This window comes from Comamonas sp. HJ-2 (assembly GCF_053615495.1).
Window position 1 is genome coordinate 24666 of the sequence record NZ_JBSIFD010000026.1, and the last position, 15908, is coordinate 40573.

Annotated in this window: 14 protein-coding genes; 9 read left to right on the forward strand and 5 right to left on the reverse strand. The window is 63.8% G+C overall.

Going from position 1 to position 15908, the window contains the following annotated elements; genetic code table 11:
- Window positions 1-19: 19 nt before the first annotated feature.
- Entirely contained in the window at window positions 20-424 is a 405-nt protein-coding gene (locus ACWGXF_RS19780; protein WP_452102389.1) for a nuclear transport factor 2 family protein, read from the forward strand.
- A gap of 23 nt (window positions 425-447) precedes the next feature.
- On the opposite strand, the gene ACWGXF_RS19785 is transcribed toward ACWGXF_RS19780, so the two are convergent.
- On the reverse strand, window positions 448-1443 hold the full coding sequence (locus ACWGXF_RS19785) for a quinone oxidoreductase family protein (protein WP_452102390.1): 996 nt from the start codon (window positions 1441-1443) through the stop codon (window positions 448-450).
- Between the two features lie 124 nt (window positions 1444-1567).
- Between ACWGXF_RS19785 and ACWGXF_RS19790 the strand changes: the two genes are divergently transcribed.
- From ACWGXF_RS19790 to ACWGXF_RS19800, 3 genes are all read left to right on the forward strand, one after another.
- Window positions 1568-2863, forward strand: a complete 1296-nt coding sequence (locus ACWGXF_RS19790; RefSeq protein ID WP_452102391.1) for a DEAD/DEAH box helicase — start codon at window positions 1568-1570, stop codon at window positions 2861-2863.
- 625 nt (window positions 2864-3488) lie between these two features.
- Window positions 3489-3749, forward strand: a complete 261-nt coding sequence (locus ACWGXF_RS19795) for a hypothetical protein (protein WP_452102392.1) — start codon at window positions 3489-3491, stop codon at window positions 3747-3749.
- 107 nt (window positions 3750-3856) lie between these two features.
- Complete coding sequence (locus ACWGXF_RS19800) at window positions 3857-8641, forward strand: DUF3320 domain-containing protein (protein ID WP_452102393.1); 4785 nt, start codon at window positions 3857-3859, stop codon at window positions 8639-8641.
- An 8-nt stretch (window positions 8642-8649) separates the two neighbouring features.
- Here ACWGXF_RS19800 and ACWGXF_RS19805 read toward each other — a convergent pair whose 3' ends face one another.
- The gene (locus ACWGXF_RS19805) at window positions 8650-9159 is read right to left on the reverse strand and encodes a hypothetical protein (protein WP_003063591.1); all 510 of its coding nucleotides are present in this window, start codon (window positions 9157-9159) and stop codon (window positions 8650-8652) included.
- 153 nt (window positions 9160-9312) lie between these two features.
- Between ACWGXF_RS19805 and ACWGXF_RS19810 the strand changes: the two genes are divergently transcribed.
- On the forward strand, window positions 9313-9768 hold the full coding sequence (locus tag ACWGXF_RS19810) for a helix-turn-helix domain-containing protein (RefSeq protein WP_452102394.1): 456 nt from the start codon (window positions 9313-9315) through the stop codon (window positions 9766-9768).
- A gap of 46 nt (window positions 9769-9814) precedes the next feature.
- On the opposite strand, the gene ACWGXF_RS19815 is transcribed toward ACWGXF_RS19810, so the two are convergent.
- Window positions 9815-10837 carry a GlxA family transcriptional regulator gene (locus ACWGXF_RS19815; RefSeq protein ID WP_003063594.1) on the reverse strand — a complete coding sequence of 341 codons (1023 nt, stop codon included), beginning with the start codon at window positions 10835-10837 and terminating at the stop codon, window positions 9815-9817.
- A 149-nt stretch (window positions 10838-10986) separates the two neighbouring features.
- Here ACWGXF_RS19815 and ACWGXF_RS19820 point away from each other — a divergent pair, with 149 nt between their 5' ends.
- The 3 genes from ACWGXF_RS19820 to fghA all read left to right on the forward strand — a co-directional run bounded on the left by ACWGXF_RS19820 (window position 10987) and on the right by fghA (window position 14456).
- Window positions 10987-11802 (forward strand): hypothetical protein, encoded by an 816-nt coding sequence (locus ACWGXF_RS19820; RefSeq protein ID WP_452102395.1) that lies wholly within the window; start codon window positions 10987-10989, stop codon window positions 11800-11802.
- A gap of 428 nt (window positions 11803-12230) precedes the next feature.
- Window positions 12231-13352, forward strand: coding sequence for an S-(hydroxymethyl)glutathione dehydrogenase/class III alcohol dehydrogenase (locus ACWGXF_RS19825; RefSeq protein ID WP_034380711.1), 1122 nt, complete (start codon window positions 12231-12233; stop codon window positions 13350-13352).
- Window positions 13353-13604: 252 nt separating this feature from the next.
- Window positions 13605-14456: an S-formylglutathione hydrolase gene (gene fghA, locus ACWGXF_RS19830; RefSeq protein WP_012839265.1), complete on the forward strand. Its 852-nt coding sequence runs from the start codon at window positions 13605-13607 to the stop codon at window positions 14454-14456.
- 108 nt (window positions 14457-14564) lie between these two features.
- Here the strand turns inward: fghA and ACWGXF_RS19835 are convergent, their stop codons facing one another.
- Complete coding sequence (locus ACWGXF_RS19835; RefSeq protein WP_003063602.1) at window positions 14565-14840, reverse strand: VF530 family protein; 276 nt, start codon at window positions 14838-14840, stop codon at window positions 14565-14567.
- 229 nt (window positions 14841-15069) lie between these two features.
- On the opposite strand from ACWGXF_RS19835, the gene ACWGXF_RS19840 reads away from it, so the two are divergent.
- Window positions 15070-15426: a cupin domain-containing protein gene (locus ACWGXF_RS19840; protein ID WP_039050658.1), complete on the forward strand. Its 357-nt coding sequence runs from the start codon at window positions 15070-15072 to the stop codon at window positions 15424-15426.
- Window positions 15427-15480: 54 nt separating this feature from the next.
- On the opposite strand, the gene ACWGXF_RS19845 is transcribed toward ACWGXF_RS19840, so the two are convergent.
- Window positions 15481-15780: a putative quinol monooxygenase gene (locus ACWGXF_RS19845; RefSeq protein WP_003063606.1), complete on the reverse strand. Its 300-nt coding sequence runs from the start codon at window positions 15778-15780 to the stop codon at window positions 15481-15483.
- Between the last annotated feature and the right edge of the window lie 128 nt (window positions 15781-15908).

Here is a 15908-nt window from a genome sequence, read left to right on the forward strand (position 1 = left end):
CTCTTCTATACTGGTCTTCATGCACGCAAAACGACAACGCAATCTGGAGCTGGCCCATGCCGTGCTCGACTGGAACCAGCGCCACCTGAACCGTCACACCACGCTGAGCCGCGAGCAGGTGGCCGAATGCTTTGCCGAGCAATTCGTGGTCGAGCCCAACGGCCGCCACTATGCAGCGGACCTCGAGAGCTATCGCGAGTTTCTCGCAGGCATGAAGCAGGACATGGAAGGCATTCGCTACGACATCCGGCACACCACGGCCGACGAAGACTCCGTGGTCTTTTCCATGGATGTCTGCATCACCAAGGCCGATGGCAGCGCCCAGCACTTTGTCGCCATGCTGCTCATGCGTTTTGACGAACACGAAAAAGTCAGCTTATGGCGCGAGGTCTATCTGCCACGCCCCCAGGCTAGCGCGCAATAAGACCGCACCGCAGACCACTCCCGTCAGGGCACGAGCAAAATCGGCTGCTGGGCGCCATGCGCCTCCAGTTGCCGGTGGGCCAGCGCGGCATCGGCCAGCGCAAACTCCTGCGGCTCGCCCATACGGAAATGCTTTTTGCGCAGCGCCTCGAACAGGCGCGCGGCCATGGCATCGCGCTCTCTGGGCTTTTTGACGAAGTGAAACACCATGGGCCGGCACACGCTGTTCGACTTCGCGGCCAGACGCGCAATCTCCAGCGGCGGCACCGGACCGGAAGACTGCCCGTACATCACCAGCTGGCCGCCGATGCCCAGACTGGCCAGCGAGGCATCGAAACTGTCCTTGCCCACGCCGTCATAAGTCACATCCACGCCTTCGCCGCCGGTCAACTGCTGCACACGCACAGCCACATCCTGGGCGCCCGCACCGCGATAGCGGATCACCTCCACGCAGCCGGCCTGGTCGGCCTTTTTTGCCGTGGCATCGCTGCCCGCCGTGCCGATCACCATGGCCCCCAGTTGCGTTGCCCACTGGCTCAGAATCTGCCCCATGCCGCCACCGGCAGCCTGGACCAGGATCCGCGATCCCTGGCCTACCCTGGCCACCCGATGCAGCAGCACATCGGCCGTCAGCCCGCGCAGCAGGCTGGATGCGACCAGTGCGTCGCTGAGGTCATCGGGCACGGCAATCAGCTCGTCGCCCGCAATCACGCGCTCGGCGGCGTAGATGGAATAGGCGGCAGAGACATAGCAGACCCGGTCGCCGGGTCTGAAGCGAGTCACGCCCTCTCCCACTTCGGCCACCACTCCCACGGCTTCGATGCCGGGCGTGCCCGGCAGCGCCAGCGTCTTGTAAAGCCCGGAGCGCACATAGATATCGTGAAAGTTCACGCCAATGCGCGTGTGTCGCACGCGCACCTGTCCAGCCGTCAGCGGCAGCGAAGCGACCGAGGCGATCTGCAGAACCTCGGGGCCTCCGTATTCCGTCATGACAATGGCTTGATGCGTGATCTGACTCATGGCTGATGCTCCTTGCGGGTTGTAATCCTGCGAATGTAGCCTGCGCCGCGCTTGTCCCTGCGCCTCGCTGCGACGCGGCAATTCCCGCACAATGCGCCTCCTGCACACCGCTATTGATTCTTCTATGTCTTTTGCCCCCCTAGGCCTGCGCGCCGAGCTTCTGGATGCCACACTCGATCTGGGTCTGCGCGACGCGACGCCGATTCAGACCGAGGCCATCCCCGCCGTGCTGGCCGGACGCGATCTCTGGGCCTGCGCGCCCACGGGCTCGGGCAAGACCATGGCCTATCTGCTGCCCCTGCTGCAGGCCTGGCTGGCGCAAAAGCGCAGCCACACCGGCTTTGTGCGGCCTCTGGCCACCCTGATTCTGGTGCCCACGCGCGAGCTGGCCCTCCAGGTTCATGAAAGCCTGAGCGACATCACGCGCCAGTTGCGTGAGCAACCACGTAGCCGCGTGGTCTATGGCGGTGTCTCCATCAACCCGCAGATGATGCAGCTGCGTGGCAGCGCCGACTTTCTGGTCGCCACGCCGGGCCGCCTGCTGGATCTGGTGGAGCACAATGCCGTGCGCCTGAACGCGGTGCAGCATCTGGTTCTGGACGAGGCGGATCGCCTGCTGGACCAGGGCTTTGCCGAAGAACTCAACCGCGTGCAGGCCCTGCTGCCCGGCAAACGGCAGACCCTGCTGTTTTCGGCCACCTTCCCGCAGAACGTGGAGGCGCTGGCCACCCGCCTGCTGCACGACCCCGTTCGGGTGCAGGTCGATGCCGACCAGGCCGCCGAGCATTCGGCCAGCCCCGAGAACATCAGCCAGCGCGCCATTGCCGTGGACGGGCCCCGCCGCACCCAGTTGATGCGCCATCTCGTCAAGCAAGGCGAGAACCAGCCCGAATGGGAACGAGCCCTGGTCTTTGTCGCCAAGCGCCACACCGCCGAAATGCTGGCCGACAAGCTCTACAAGGCGGGCATCTACGCCACCACCTTCCACGGCGATATGAGCCAGGGTGCGCGCAAGGACGTGCTCGACCAGTTCAAGGCCAAGCGCTGGCAACTACTCATCACCACCGACCTGGCCGCGCGCGGCATCGATATCGCACAGCTGCCCACGGTCATCAACTACGACCTGCCCCGCTCGCCCGCCGACTATATTCATAGAATTGGCCGCACGGGCCGTGCAGGGCATGCCGGTTGCGCCATCACTTTTGTAAGCCCCGCCGACACCGCACACTGGAAACTGATCTGCAAGCGCAATCAGCTGGAAATCGATCTGGAGCAAATCCAGGGCTTCGAGCCTACCGAAGCCGTACCGCCACCGCCGGTCGCGCAGGACGGCAACGGCGGCATCAAGGGCCGCAGACCCAGCAAGAAGGACAAGCTGCGCGCTGCTGCTGCGGCCGCAAAGCAGCAGCCAGCCGATTAAGCTGCCGCGCAAGGCCGAGAACTCCCTCGCCTCAGCTCATCAAAAAGGCCGCCTCTGCGGCCTTTTGTGCGTCTGACAGAGACCGCCTTCAACCTGGCCGGACGCAGCCGCTCCCTCTTCCTGCCGATTCTTTGACAGAGAAATCTCCAAATCCTCATAAGTCCAATTGAAGTTCAATTACTGATAGATAAGAACTATTCTTACATCAGCCACATCGATAGTCATAGACATTAGGAAACATGGTTTACATGATTTTTTTAAATAGAAATCGGTAAGCCAGGTCCCTTGGCAGCACTGCGAACGCGAGCCAAGGATGTCACTGACCTGTCTGCATGCGCCTGTGAAGCGATGCGGGGGGAACGGCAATGAAATCGTTGAAAGCACTGGCAGGGTTGACCATCGTCATTGCCTGCTCCGCAGTCCAGGCCGACGAAGCCGATCAGTCTGTCGAGACCACTCAGCCCGCGAGGTCAATCAGTCTGCCCAGGTCAGCCAGGCAGCGGGCGCATGGCATATCAATCTGCACACGGTCAGCCACCATTTCAGCGAACGGAAACATGGCAAAACATGGAACGAGGAAAACCTGGGCCTGGGCATCAGACGAGAGTTTTCCAGCAATTTCTCCGTGCAGGCCGGCTTCTATCGCAACAGCATCGACCGCTGGAGTACCTACGCCATAGGCGAGTACACGCCGCTGACTTTTGGCAATCTGCACTCTGGCGTTTATGCCGGTTTGCGCACCAACTACACAAGCCCCGTCATGGCGGCCGCCGGAGCCCTGGTGCGCTGGCAGGGTGAGCGCTACAGCGTTACAGTCCGCGCTGCACCCAAGACCTGCGGCCAATGCTCGGCTTTCATTGCGCTCGAGTTCGGCTGGAAACTGTGATCAATTTGTAAAACGGGTACGGAACCGCAGTGCGCACATTGCCAATCAGCATCATCAGCACCAGGGAGCGCGCTAAAGTGCCAGCTAACTGTGCTTTTTGATGCCCCATGCACGCAGACTCGAATTCCGCCCTCATCACCCGCCAGCTCGAAAAAAGCCGCCAGGCGCTGCTGGACCTCTCCACACGCAACCGGCTGCTGAGCCTGCCTCAGGCCGCCACGGCACGCGTGCTGCATTTTGCAGATGAACGCACGGACGAGGTCTATCGCCTGCTGGCGGGCGAAAGCAAAGCCATGAGCTTTGCGCCGGCAAAGGTCGAGGAGGAGCAAGCGGCCGCAGACCCTGCAGAGGCCCAGGAGACACAGACCACCCTCGCCCTGCCCCAGCCCGAAGAAAGCGTCGACGAGCAGCTCGATGCGCGCGGTGTGGCCCAGCGCCATCGTGACCTGAAATTGCAGACGCGCCTGTCCAGCGAGAAGCTGCAGCGCCGGCTGCTGGACATGTATTCCGATGCCCGCACCTTTATCGAGGAACAGGGCGTCAACATCTTGTTTCTGGCGCTGGGTCAGCTGCAATGGTTCGACCGCAATGCCCCCGACAAGCCGCGTTTTGCACCGCTGATTCTGCTGCCCGTGGCACTGGAGCGCAAAAGCGCGGCCGAGCGCTTCACCCTGTCCTGGTTGCAGGAAGATGCGGCGGAGAACCTGTCGCTGGCGGCCAAGCTCAAGGCCGACTTTGGCCTCGAGCTGCCCGAATTCAATGCCGGCGACGACTTCGACTCACACGCCTATCTGGCCGCGGTCGCCGCCATGGCTGCGGCCCAGCCCGGCTGGCAAGTGTTGCCCGACGCCATGACGCTGGGCTTCTTCAGCTTTGCCAAGTTCCTGATGTACCGCGATCTGGACACTGCGACCTGGCCGCCGGAAAAGCGGCTCGACCAGCAGGCGCTGATTGCCGCCGCGCTGCAGGACGGCTTCGAGGCACGCGAACATCTGTTCCCCGAAGACGCCGATGTGGACCAGTTGATCCCCGTGGACAGCCAGCGCCATGTGGTCGATGCGGACAGCTCGCAGTCACTGGCCATCGAAGCCGTGCGCCGCGGCGAGAACCTGGTCATTCAAGGTCCGCCGGGCACGGGCAAGTCCCAGACCATCACCAACGTGATTGCAGCGGCGATTGCCGACGGCAAGAAAGTGCTGTTCATCTCAGAGAAGATGGCCGCACTGGAGGTGGTCAACCGCCGCCTCAAATCCGTGGGCCTTGGGCCTGCCTGTCTGGAACTGCACAGCCACCATGCCAACAAGCGCAAGGTGCTGGAGGAACTCAAGGCCACGCGCGATCTGGGCAAACCGCGTGTGGAGCACCGCGAGCAAATCATCCATGAGCTGAGCAACGTGCAGCAGCAGCTCAACGCGCACAGCCGGACCATGCATCAGGCGCTGGCGCCCTGCACACTCACGCCCTATCAGATCCTGGGCCAGCTGGCGCGTCTGGATGCAGTGCAGATCGCGCATCTGCCCGATCTGCTGCAAGGCACACAGAACTGGTCACCCGAGGACTTTCATTCACGCCAGCAGATTGTCGAAGCACTGCGCCAGGCGGTGTCCAAGGTGAGCCCGGTGGCCGGGCACCCGTGGCGCGGCGTATGCCATCCGGCGCTGCTCAAGCTGGATGCGCAACGCTTCGCCCAGCAACTGCCGACGCTGCAAGCAATGCTGGCCCGGTTGCAGCAGGATGCTGAGCTGCTGGCGCAATCCCTGAGCGCGCCGGCGGCACAGACTCTGCAGACTCTGCATGAGCAGATCACTCTGGCGCAGCAGCTCGCCAGTGCACCGTCCATAGACCGGCAGGCCGTCGCCAACAGCATCTGGGATCAGGGCCTGGGCCAGCTGCACAAGCTGGTGGAATGCGGCACACGGTTCAGCCTGAAGGCACAGAACCTGGGCAGCAGCTTTGCCGAATCCGCCTGGACAGCGGACTGGAGTGCCCCACGCCAGAGCATCGCAGCATATGGCGACTCGCTGTTTCGCATTTTCAACAGCGGCTACCGCGCGGCGATTGCCAACCTCAAGGGCCAGCTGAAAACGACATTGCCGAGCTCACGGGCAGAGCGTCTGAACCTGCTCGACAGCCTGATCGAAGCCCAGCAACTGCGCCAGAACCTGGGCCAGCAGCAGACCCTGGGGGCAGATGCCTTTGGCAGCCTGTGGCTGGACGAGCAAAGCGACTGGGCGCAACTGCAGGCCGTGCTGGGCTGGATGGCCGGCCCCGACGGACAGGGCCGCAGTGCCGCCTTTCGCCAGCTCTATGCCCAGCTGCCATCGCCCGCACATTGCGCGGACCTGGCCGCCCGGGCCAGTGCCTCGCTGCAGGCATTCGAGGATGCTGCGCAAAGCTTGCTGGACGGCTACCGGCTCCAGACGCGGGAAGCCTTCGGCGCCGCCGATCTGGCCCGCATCCCGCTGGCCGACTTTGGCGAGCGCCTTGCACAATGGGTCGCCGAGCCCAACGCCTTGCTGGACTGGACCTCGTACCACGCCACCCGTGAGCAGGCGCGTGCGGCCGGCATGGCCGTCCTGGTGCAGCAGCTCGAGAATGAATCCATTGCACAAGGAGCCCTGCCCGCCATCTTCGAGCGCGCTTATTACGAAGCGCTGCTGCGTCAGGCCACCCAGGCTCACCCCGAGCTGGTCGCCTTCAACGGCGATCAGCACAGCCAGAAAGTGCGCCAGTTCCGGGCGCTGGATCTGGAGCGCATCGAACTCGCGCGCGCCCAGTCTGCACTCTCGCATTACGAGCAGGTGCCACGCAGCGCATCCGGCATGGGCCCGCTTGGCGTGCTCAATGGCGAGATTGCGCGCAAGCGCGGCCATATGCCGCTGCGCAAGCTGTTCAAGCTCGCAGGCGAAGCCGTCCAGGCCATCAAGCCCGTGTTCATGATGAGCCCGCTGTCCGTGGCCCAGTTTCTGGAACCTGCTGCGGTCGAGTTCGATCTGCTGGTGATTGACGAAGCCAGCCAGATCGAGCCCGTGGATGCGCTGGGCGCCATCGCCCGCTGCAAGCAGCTGGTGGTGGTGGGCGACGACCGCCAGCTGCCGCCCACGCGTTTTTTCTCGCGCATGACCAGCGAGCAGGACGAGTTCGACGACGAGGACGAAGACCAGCTCATCGCCGGAGCCGCCGATGTGGAGAGCATTCTGAGCCTGTGCCTGGCCAAGGGCATGCCCCAGCTCATGCTGCGCTGGCATTACCGCAGCCGCCACCAGTCGCTGATTGCGGTGTCCAACCAGCAGTTCTACAACAGCAGCCTTTACGTCGTGCCCAGCCCCTACACGGCCCGCTCGGGCATGGGGCTGCGCTTTCACCATCTGCCCGAAGGCCGCTTTGACAGCGGCGCCAGCCGCATCAACCGCATCGAGGCCCAGACCATTGCACGCGCCATCATGCAGCACGCACAGCAGTCGCCGCAGCTCAGCCTGGGCGTGGCCGCTTTCTCGCTGCAGCAAAAAGTCGCCATCCAGGACGAGCTGGAACTGCTGCGTCGCCAGCAGCCCGAGGCAGAGTCCTTTTTTGTCGCCCATCCCAACGAACCCTTCTTCATCAAGAACCTGGAAAACGTGCAGGGCGACGAGCGCGATGTGATCTTCATCTCGGTGGCCTATGCGCGCAACGCGCAGGGCTATCTGCCCATGCGCTTCGGCCCGGTGAGCGCCGATGGCGGCGAGCGCCGCCTGAACGTGCTGATCTCGCGCGCCAAGCAACGCTGCGAGGTGTTTTCGTCCATCACCGCCGACGATATCGATCTGGAACGCGGCAAGGGCAAGGGCGTGGCTGCGCTCAAGGTATTCCTGCAATACGCGGCCACCGGTCAGTTGGCCCTGGCCGGCATCAGCGGACGCGATCTGGAGTCGCCGCTCGAAGAAGATGTGTACGAAGCGCTGACGGCCCAGGGTCTGCAGGTGCAGACGCAGATCGGCATTGCGGGCTTCTTCATCGATCTGGCCGTGGTCGATCCAGAACAGCCGGGGCGCTATCTGCTCGGCATCGAGTGCGACGGCATGAGCTATCACCACAGCCGCTCTGCGCGCGACCGCGACCGCCTGCGCCAGTCCGTGCTGGAGAGCCAGGGCTGGACGCTGCTGCGCATCTGGGGATGCGACTGGTTCCGCCAGCCGCGTGCCCAGACCGAGCGCGTCCTGGCCGCCGTCGAAGCTGCCAGGCAGCGCAAACAGGCCGAACCAGTTCAGCCGGTAATGGCCACCCATCAGTCACAGACAGCCACAGAAGTCATAGAACGCGCAGCACGGTCCGATGCCGGAAGCGCCGAGACGGAATCGGCCGCCGGCCCTGACGACAGCCTCTACCAGGAAGCCCGCTTTGCCGTTCCCGCCGGAGAACTACACAACCAATCCACCGCAAAGCTGGCCCAGCTGATGCACCAGGCAGTGGAGCTGGAAGGACCGATTCATTTCGACGAACTGGTCACCCGCATGCGTACGCTTTGGGGCCTGCAACGCGCCGGCAGCCGCGTGCGCGATGCGCTGGAGCAGGCACGCCAATCGCTGCTGGCCGATGAGGCACTGGCCGCAGAGGGAGAGTTTCTCGACCTGCCGGGACGAGCGGTTCGGGTGCGCAATCGCGCAGAGGTAGGCTCGGCCAATCTGCGCCGCATCGATTGCCTGCCGCCAGCCGAGATCCGTGCAGCGATTGCCCTGGCCCTCAGGAGCAGCCTGGGCGGCCAGCGCGAGGAACTGCCCGCTGCTGTGGCCCGGCTGCTGGGCCTGAGCGCTGTCACCGCGCCGGTACGCGAGCTGGTGCTGACGCAGCTCGACGCGCTGCATGGCAGCGGCGCCGTGGCATTCAACGGAGCGTTGTATCGACTGCCGACCTGAGTCCTGAGTCAGTGGTCGTTGCTGACCTTGCGGTCCTCGCTCTTGGCCTCCTCCATGGCCTCGGGCTCCAGCTCCTCCGCCGAACGATTCAGGTGCACAAACACCCCCCAGCCGACCATGAGCATGCCGACGGCAATGACCAAGGCGGCGGAATACAGCAGCTTCTCGGGCTGCTCCTGGGCCTTGAAGGTGGCAACCAATCCCTCGACGGCCAGGGCGACCACCAGCACCACCATAAAGCGTGAGAGAAAGCGACGCACTCTTGTCGGGCCGCTGATATGGGCGTCGCGCACCACCTCTTCTTCAATCACGGTCTGGGAAATCTGCAGAGCCACCACGCCTGAGGCCAGAATGCCCAGCGCCTCCACCACATGCAGCGTGGCCTCCGGCTCCAGACCGGCAGCAATCACGGCCCAGGCCTTGGTGACCGCCATCCAGATCAGGCACAACGCCGCCAGGCCGAACAGCAGGGCAATCAGCGAATGGGTCAGGGTGTAGAGCCAGTGGACAAACTTCATGAGCAACTCCAGGACCGTGTTGACGATCCATCGCCGCCCATGCTTGCAGACTTGATCTGGCCGCTTCGTAGGACAGTCAAGAAAACTGCTGACTCAATGCAAAGAGCGCCCTGTTTGCCCTGAGCACTCCCCAAATCTGCCTACCATTGGCATATGCCTCGCCAGAACACCAGTCCCGCAGAGTTTCCGCCCGCCATTCTTTTGCAGATAATGCAGCTGGCCCAGCACATCGTGGCCCTGCGCAAGAGTCGGGGCGAAACACAGACGCAGTGGGCAGAGCGGCTGGGTATTTCCCAGCCCACCATGGCACGCATAGAGCGCGGCGACCCGGCCGTGGCCATGGCGACCTATGTGTCCTGCCTGTGGCAGCTCAATCCCGAGCTGGACCTGACCCGGTTGCTCGCCCCCAAGGCTCCAGCACTGGCACCCGCATCCCGCTCGGATGCCCCCTGCCTAGACAGGAAAAGAACTGCGGCGCCAAAGAGGGCCAAGTCCGCTGCCGAACCTGCCGTCGAGACCGCGAACCACGATGAGCAACAGGCGCAGATCGAGCGCAACTTTGCCGCCGCCAAGGCCGCTCTGGATTTCTTCAAGAGCCCTCTGTTCTGATCGGCTGGCCAAAACCGGCTGCTTCCGACAGGACGCCGCAAGCCCATCAGTCTCCGAACCGCTCCCGGTAAGCGACAGGTGTGATACCCAGCTTGCGCACGAACAGATGTCGCAGCGCCTGCTCCGAGCCCAACCCGACCTTGGCAGCCACGGTCTTGAGGGGCACAGAGCCCAGATTCTCCAACAGCTGCTTGGCCCGCTCCAGGCGAGCGTTTTCCACAAAGCTGCTGGGACTGCAGCCGGTCTCCTGCTGAAAGACGCGGCGAAAATTGCGCTCGCTCATCGCCGCCTTGCCCGCCAGCAGCGCCAGCGGCATGGGCTGGTCCAGGTGCTCCAGCACCCACTGCTGGGCGGCCTGCACTGCGCTGTGCTGCGTGGCCTGTGCGGCCAGGGATACGCTGAACTGCGACTGGCCGCCGGGGCGTTTGAGATACATGACCAGGTCGCGCGCCACCTGCAGTGCCAGCGCATGGCCGAAATCATGCTCCACCACCGCCAGTGCCAGATCAATGCCGGCAGTGACACCGGCCGAAGTCCAGAGCTGACGCATGCCGTCGCTGTCCTTGATTTCGTCGCACACATAGATCGCATCGGCATCCACCTGCACCCGCGGATAACGCTGGGCAAGCGCCCCGGCCACACTCCAGTGCGTGGCCGCGCGGCGATCATTGAGCAAACCGGCTGCTGCCAGAAAAAAACTGCCGCTGCACAGCGCGATCATGCGCCCGACCCCGGGAGCCACTCGCGCCACCCAGTCCACCAGCTCGGGCGAAGCCGCCAGCACTTGCTCGATATGGCGCGCCCCCACCAGCAGCACCGTGCACCCCGTGCCCTCGGCCTCGACCTGCGCCAGGGTATGGCTGGCCTGCAAGCCCATCAAGGTGTCCGAGGGCACCAGACCGGCCTGTGACGCCACCACCCGCACCACATATCCGTCAGGCAGGCCTTTGTGTCGCAGATGCACATTGGCATAGTCAAACACGGACATGGGGCCTATGGCCTCCAGCGCCTTGAAGCCGGGGTAGACAACCAGATCGACGCGGTGGGCGCCAGCGTGATGGTGTTCCATACAAAAATCAGAGCAGTTCAAGCATATACAACCAGCGCTGCAGGCACTTGCAGCGCACAAGCCTCGACTATACGCAAGCCCTCTCGGCAGCTAGTACAGGCAGTCGCATCCACTGCTAAAGTCCGGGGCTTCTGCCCCTTTTTCCACCCATGATTCCCGGACCTCTTTTTACCCTGCCCATGCTGCTGCTGCTCGCCCCCCTGGTGGCAGCCGGCCTGAGCCTGTGGCTGCTGCTGCGCGGGCTGTTCTGGTGGCTGCGCCATAGGCACACACCCGCCTCCGAGCGCCCGCCGTTCTGGCACTGGCCCGTCGTGGTGGTGGCCATATTGGCCCTGGCCGGCGATCTCTGGGGCCTGGTGCTGGCGCGCAAGCTGGTGCAGATTGAAGAGGCCGTGACGCTGCGGGCCCACTATCGCGAAAGCCGACAGCGCTTTGTGCTGCCCGAGGATTTCCGCTATGGGGAGCAGCTATTCCCCAAAGGCACCTTGATCAACCGCTACGACGCCTTTGACAACGGCGAGCGCCAGCGACCGCTTGGCCTGCGAGGACTGAGTGCGGCGCGCTTTACGCAACCGGTGCAAATTGCAGGTGCCTGGGTCAGCGCCATCGGCAACGGCGTGTTGGAGCTTGCCCGCGACCAGCGCCTCGGTCCGGTGTTCCACTTCGATCCCGACGTCAACCCGGGTTATGGCGCCTGGGTGGTCGACCCGAAGCGCTCCTATCTGGAATGCCGCAAGGGCGATATCGCCAGCCTGCATGTGCCCTTGATCGACTATGACATTCAGGCCGAGTTTCTGGTCGGCGCCCCCGACGGCCCCGAGGCGCGCTACCGTCCCAGTCAATGGGGCTTCATCGATTGCCAGGAGGGCAAGCCCGCCATTGAGGTGCAGCCGGCCTATGACGGCCCGGCACCACCAGACGCACACCTGCCGGTATGGGGGACGCTGATACCGAATGAGGATTGAGCTGGAGACGCTGTGCGCGCCAATACTCTGTGCTGCCCGCGATGATCCGACTCGGGTGTGACGACCGGATCCTCCCCGATCAATGCTGCAACGCATGCTGCCCGAACCGCCAGCAAGAACGCGGTCAAGTTGCTGATGATGTTCAAGGGCCCGCCAGCGGCAGGATGGACGCCGGCCATGCCGTCCCTATGATGGCGCCTCAGCCGGAGTGCAAAGCGGCTGATCAGGACTCATGGCATCGCCAGCCGGCGGAAGACGATCCCGCGAACCGTGTGACATTCGGCCAAAGAGCCGCCATCTGCGGCCACGAATTTCCATAGGGCGACGGGATCGCCTACATTCACACTTCACAACCGGTGCGCCCAGTCAGGCCTCGGCCCTGCCCCGGGCAGCCACCGCATCCTCAGCCTTCCAAGAAAGACCTGCCCATGAAATCCCGCGCCGCCGTAGCCTTCAAAGCCGGAGAACCCCTGCAAATCGTCGAGATCGACGTCGCGCCGCCCAAGGCCGGCGAGGTGCTGGTCAAGATCACCCATACCGGCGTCTGTCACACCGACGCCTTCACCCTGAGCGGTGACGACCCCGAAGGCATCTTCCCCGCCGTGCTGGGCCACGAAGGCGCGGGCATCGTGGTGGAAGTGGGCGAAGGCGTTACCAGCGTCCAGCCCGGCGATCATGTGATTCCGCTGTACACCGCCGAATGCGGCGAATGCCTGTTCTGCAAGAGCGGCAAGACCAATCTGTGCGTGGCCGTGCGCGCCACCCAGGGCAAGGGCGTGATGCCCGACGGCACGACGCGCTTCAGCTACAAGGGCGAGCCCATCTATCACTACATGGGCTGCTCGACCTTCAGCGAATACACCGTGGTTGCTGCCGTCTCGCTGGCCAAGGTCAACCCTGATGCCAACCCCGAGCAGGTCTGCCTGCTGGGCTGCGGCGTGACCACCGGTCTGGGCGCAGTCAAGAACACTGCCAAGGTGCAGGAAGGCGACACCGTGGCCGTGTTCGGCCTGGGCGGCATCGGCCTGGCCGTGATCCAGGGTGCCAAGCTGGCCAAGGCCGGCCGCATCATCGCCGTCGACACCAACCCCGGCAAGTTCGACCTGGCCAGGACCTTTGGCGCCACCGACTGCGTGAACCCCAAGGACTTCGACAAGCCCATCCAGCAAGTCATCGTCGAGATGACCGGCTGGGGCGTGGACCACAGCTTTGAATGCATAGGCAATGTGGACGTGATGCGCGCGGCGCTGGAATGCGCCCACCGCGGCTGGGGCCAGTCGGTCATCATCGGCGTGGCCGGTGCCGGTCAGGAGATCAAGACCCGCCCCTTCCAGCTGGTGACCGGCCGCAAGTGGCTGGGCACGGCCTTTGGCGGCGTCAAGGGCCGCAGCGAGCTGCCCGGCATGGTGGAAGACGCCATGGCCGGCAAGATTCAGCTCGAACCCTTCGTCACCCACACCATGGGCCTGGCCAAGATCAACGAAGCCTTCGAACTGATGCACGAAGGCAAGTCGATCCGCTCGGTGGTGAACTACGCTGACGCTTCGTAACCCCCTGAGGCGCTTCGCCTGGGCGGCCCCGCGCCTTCCCCCTTTCTCGCTTCGCGGAAGGGGGACGACACCCTCGGTGCGCGGCGGCGCTTCCTCGGTGTCTCATCGATGGGCCGCGCCAGTTTTGAAGAACCACCCAGCGCTTTTAATTTCATAGCTGCTTGCGCATGCTTTGATTCATATTTATATATAAAACAGCTGCAAACGCTTTATTGACGAGCGCAAGCAGCTTTTCTTTTAGGAGTGACTGCCATGGAACTCAAAAACGCCCACGCCTGCTTTGGCGGCGCTCAGCGCTATTACGAACACCATAGTTCCGAGATCGGCCTCGCCATGAAGTTCTCGGTCTATCTGCCGCCCAAGGCCGTGATGGGCGAGAAGGTGCCGGCCCTGCTCTATCTGGCGGGTCTGACCTGTACCGAGGAAACCTTCATGATCAAGGCCGGCGCCCAGCGCCTGGCCTCCGAACTCAATATCGCCCTGATCTGCCCCGATACCAGCCCGCGCGGCGCGGGTCTGGCGGGCGAGGCCGACAGCTGGGACTTTGGCGTGGGCGCCGGTTTTTACCTGGACGCAACCACCAAGCCCTGGGCGCTGCACTGGCGCATGGAAAGCTACATTCTCAATGACCTGCTGCCCCTGGTCGGCAGCAAGCTACCCGTGGACCTGCAGCATCTGGGCATCTTCGGCCACAGCATGGGCGGCCACGGCGCGCTGACCCTGGCATTGCGCCACCCCGGCCGGTTCAAGTCGGTCTCGGCCTTTGCACCGATTGCCAACCCGCTCAACTGCCCCTGGGGCCACAAGGCTTTCAGCGGCTATCTGGGTGAAGACAAGGCCGAATGGGCCAGGCATGACGCCAGCGAGCTGATGGGCGCGCAAGCCTCTGCCCCCTATCCCGCAGGCATCCTCATCGACCAGGGTCTGGCCGACAAGTTCCTGATCGAAAGGCAATTGCTGCCCGAAGCCTTCGAAGCCGCCTGCGCCAAGGCCGGTCAGCCGCTCACGCTGCGCCGGCATGCGGGCTACGACCATGGCTACTATTTCATCCAGAGCTTTGTCGACGACCATCTGCGCCACCATGCGCAGCAACTGGGCGCCTGATTCTTTGGAACGGGTTCGCGCGGCCGAGACTGCCCGGCCATAGCTGTCACCCCACACGGGCAAAAGCCGCCTGACGGCGGTTTCTTCTTGATGCGGTCCGGCGCCGGATCAGTCCTCGGAGCGCTCCGATCTTCTCGCGCGCCGCTGCTGCTCGCGCTCATCGGCACGCTGGGTCTGTACATACAGCTGCTCCACCTGTTCGCGCGCCCAGGGCGTCTTGCGCAGAAATTTCAGGCTCGAAGAGATGCTGGGATCCAGATTGAAGCAGCGCACGGGCACCCGGCGCCCCAGCTCGCGCCAGCCGTAGTAATCCACCAGATCGGTAACGATGCGCTCAAGCGTCAGCCCATGCAGCGGGTTGCGCGGTTGTTCTTGGGAAGTCATTTGCGCATTGTCAGGGAATCACCCTCCAGGCGTCTGCTCCGGGGACAAGTGCCAGGCTGTGCAGGCCGCAGCGCCTCTCCCCGCCCAGCAATGGACATGGAAAATGCGCCACGCCAATGACATGGGTTTGGCTTTCCTGTGCGCCAGCAAGAGATCACACTTTTGGCAACCGGCCTGAGCGAAGACAGGTTCGCTTCAACGGCCATGACGAGGCGCGAAGGAGCAAAGAATGTCCAAGCAACAGCAAGTCCCCGAAACCCGGGGGGTGGCCGTGCAAATGCTGGCCACGCTCGACCTGGGCCCCGAGATCGAAGGCATGGCGGGACGCCAGCTTCGCATGCGCCTGGTGACCATGGCGCCAGGCGGCGTCTTCGGCCCGGTTCACGACCACAAAGACCGACCCGGCATGGTCTACATCCTCGAAGGTTGCATCACCGACCATAGAAACGGCGTGGCCACCGACTATGGCCCGGGCGTGGGCTGGCCCGAAGACAGAAACACCACGCACTGGCTTGAAAACCGCTGCGCCGTGACGGCGGTGGAAATTTCGGTCGACATCATCAAGCTGCAGCAGGCTCCAGGCTAGGTGCCGTCAATCCAGGTGCCTTTAAGCGGCGGCCACAGCCGGGCGGCATACAGCTCAGGTGGCGCGCGGGGCCTGCACCTCGTAGAGCCGCAGATCCCGCTGTCCGATTCCCAGCTCCGGCCAGGCGGCACGCCAGGCCTGGATATGCGCGGAGGCGAAATGTGCATCCAGCGCCGCCTGATCCTCCCACAGCTCCTTCACATGGATCAGCCCCGGCACCAGCACATCCTCGGCATAGCCGTATTCGAGACAGCCCGGCTCGGCACGCGAGGCCTCCACCATGGCACGCATGGCGGGCCGGGCCAGGGCCAGGTTCTCGGACGGCAAACGCACGGTACCCACGATCAACAGCATGTCTTCTCCTCTTGAGCACAAGCAAACATCGTAGCAAGCAGCGCCCGCTCGCACCGCCCCGGACGCAAAAAGGGAGGGCCATGCCCTCCCTGAAACACCTTTCAGGCGTTGATGCTGCTCAGTAGCCC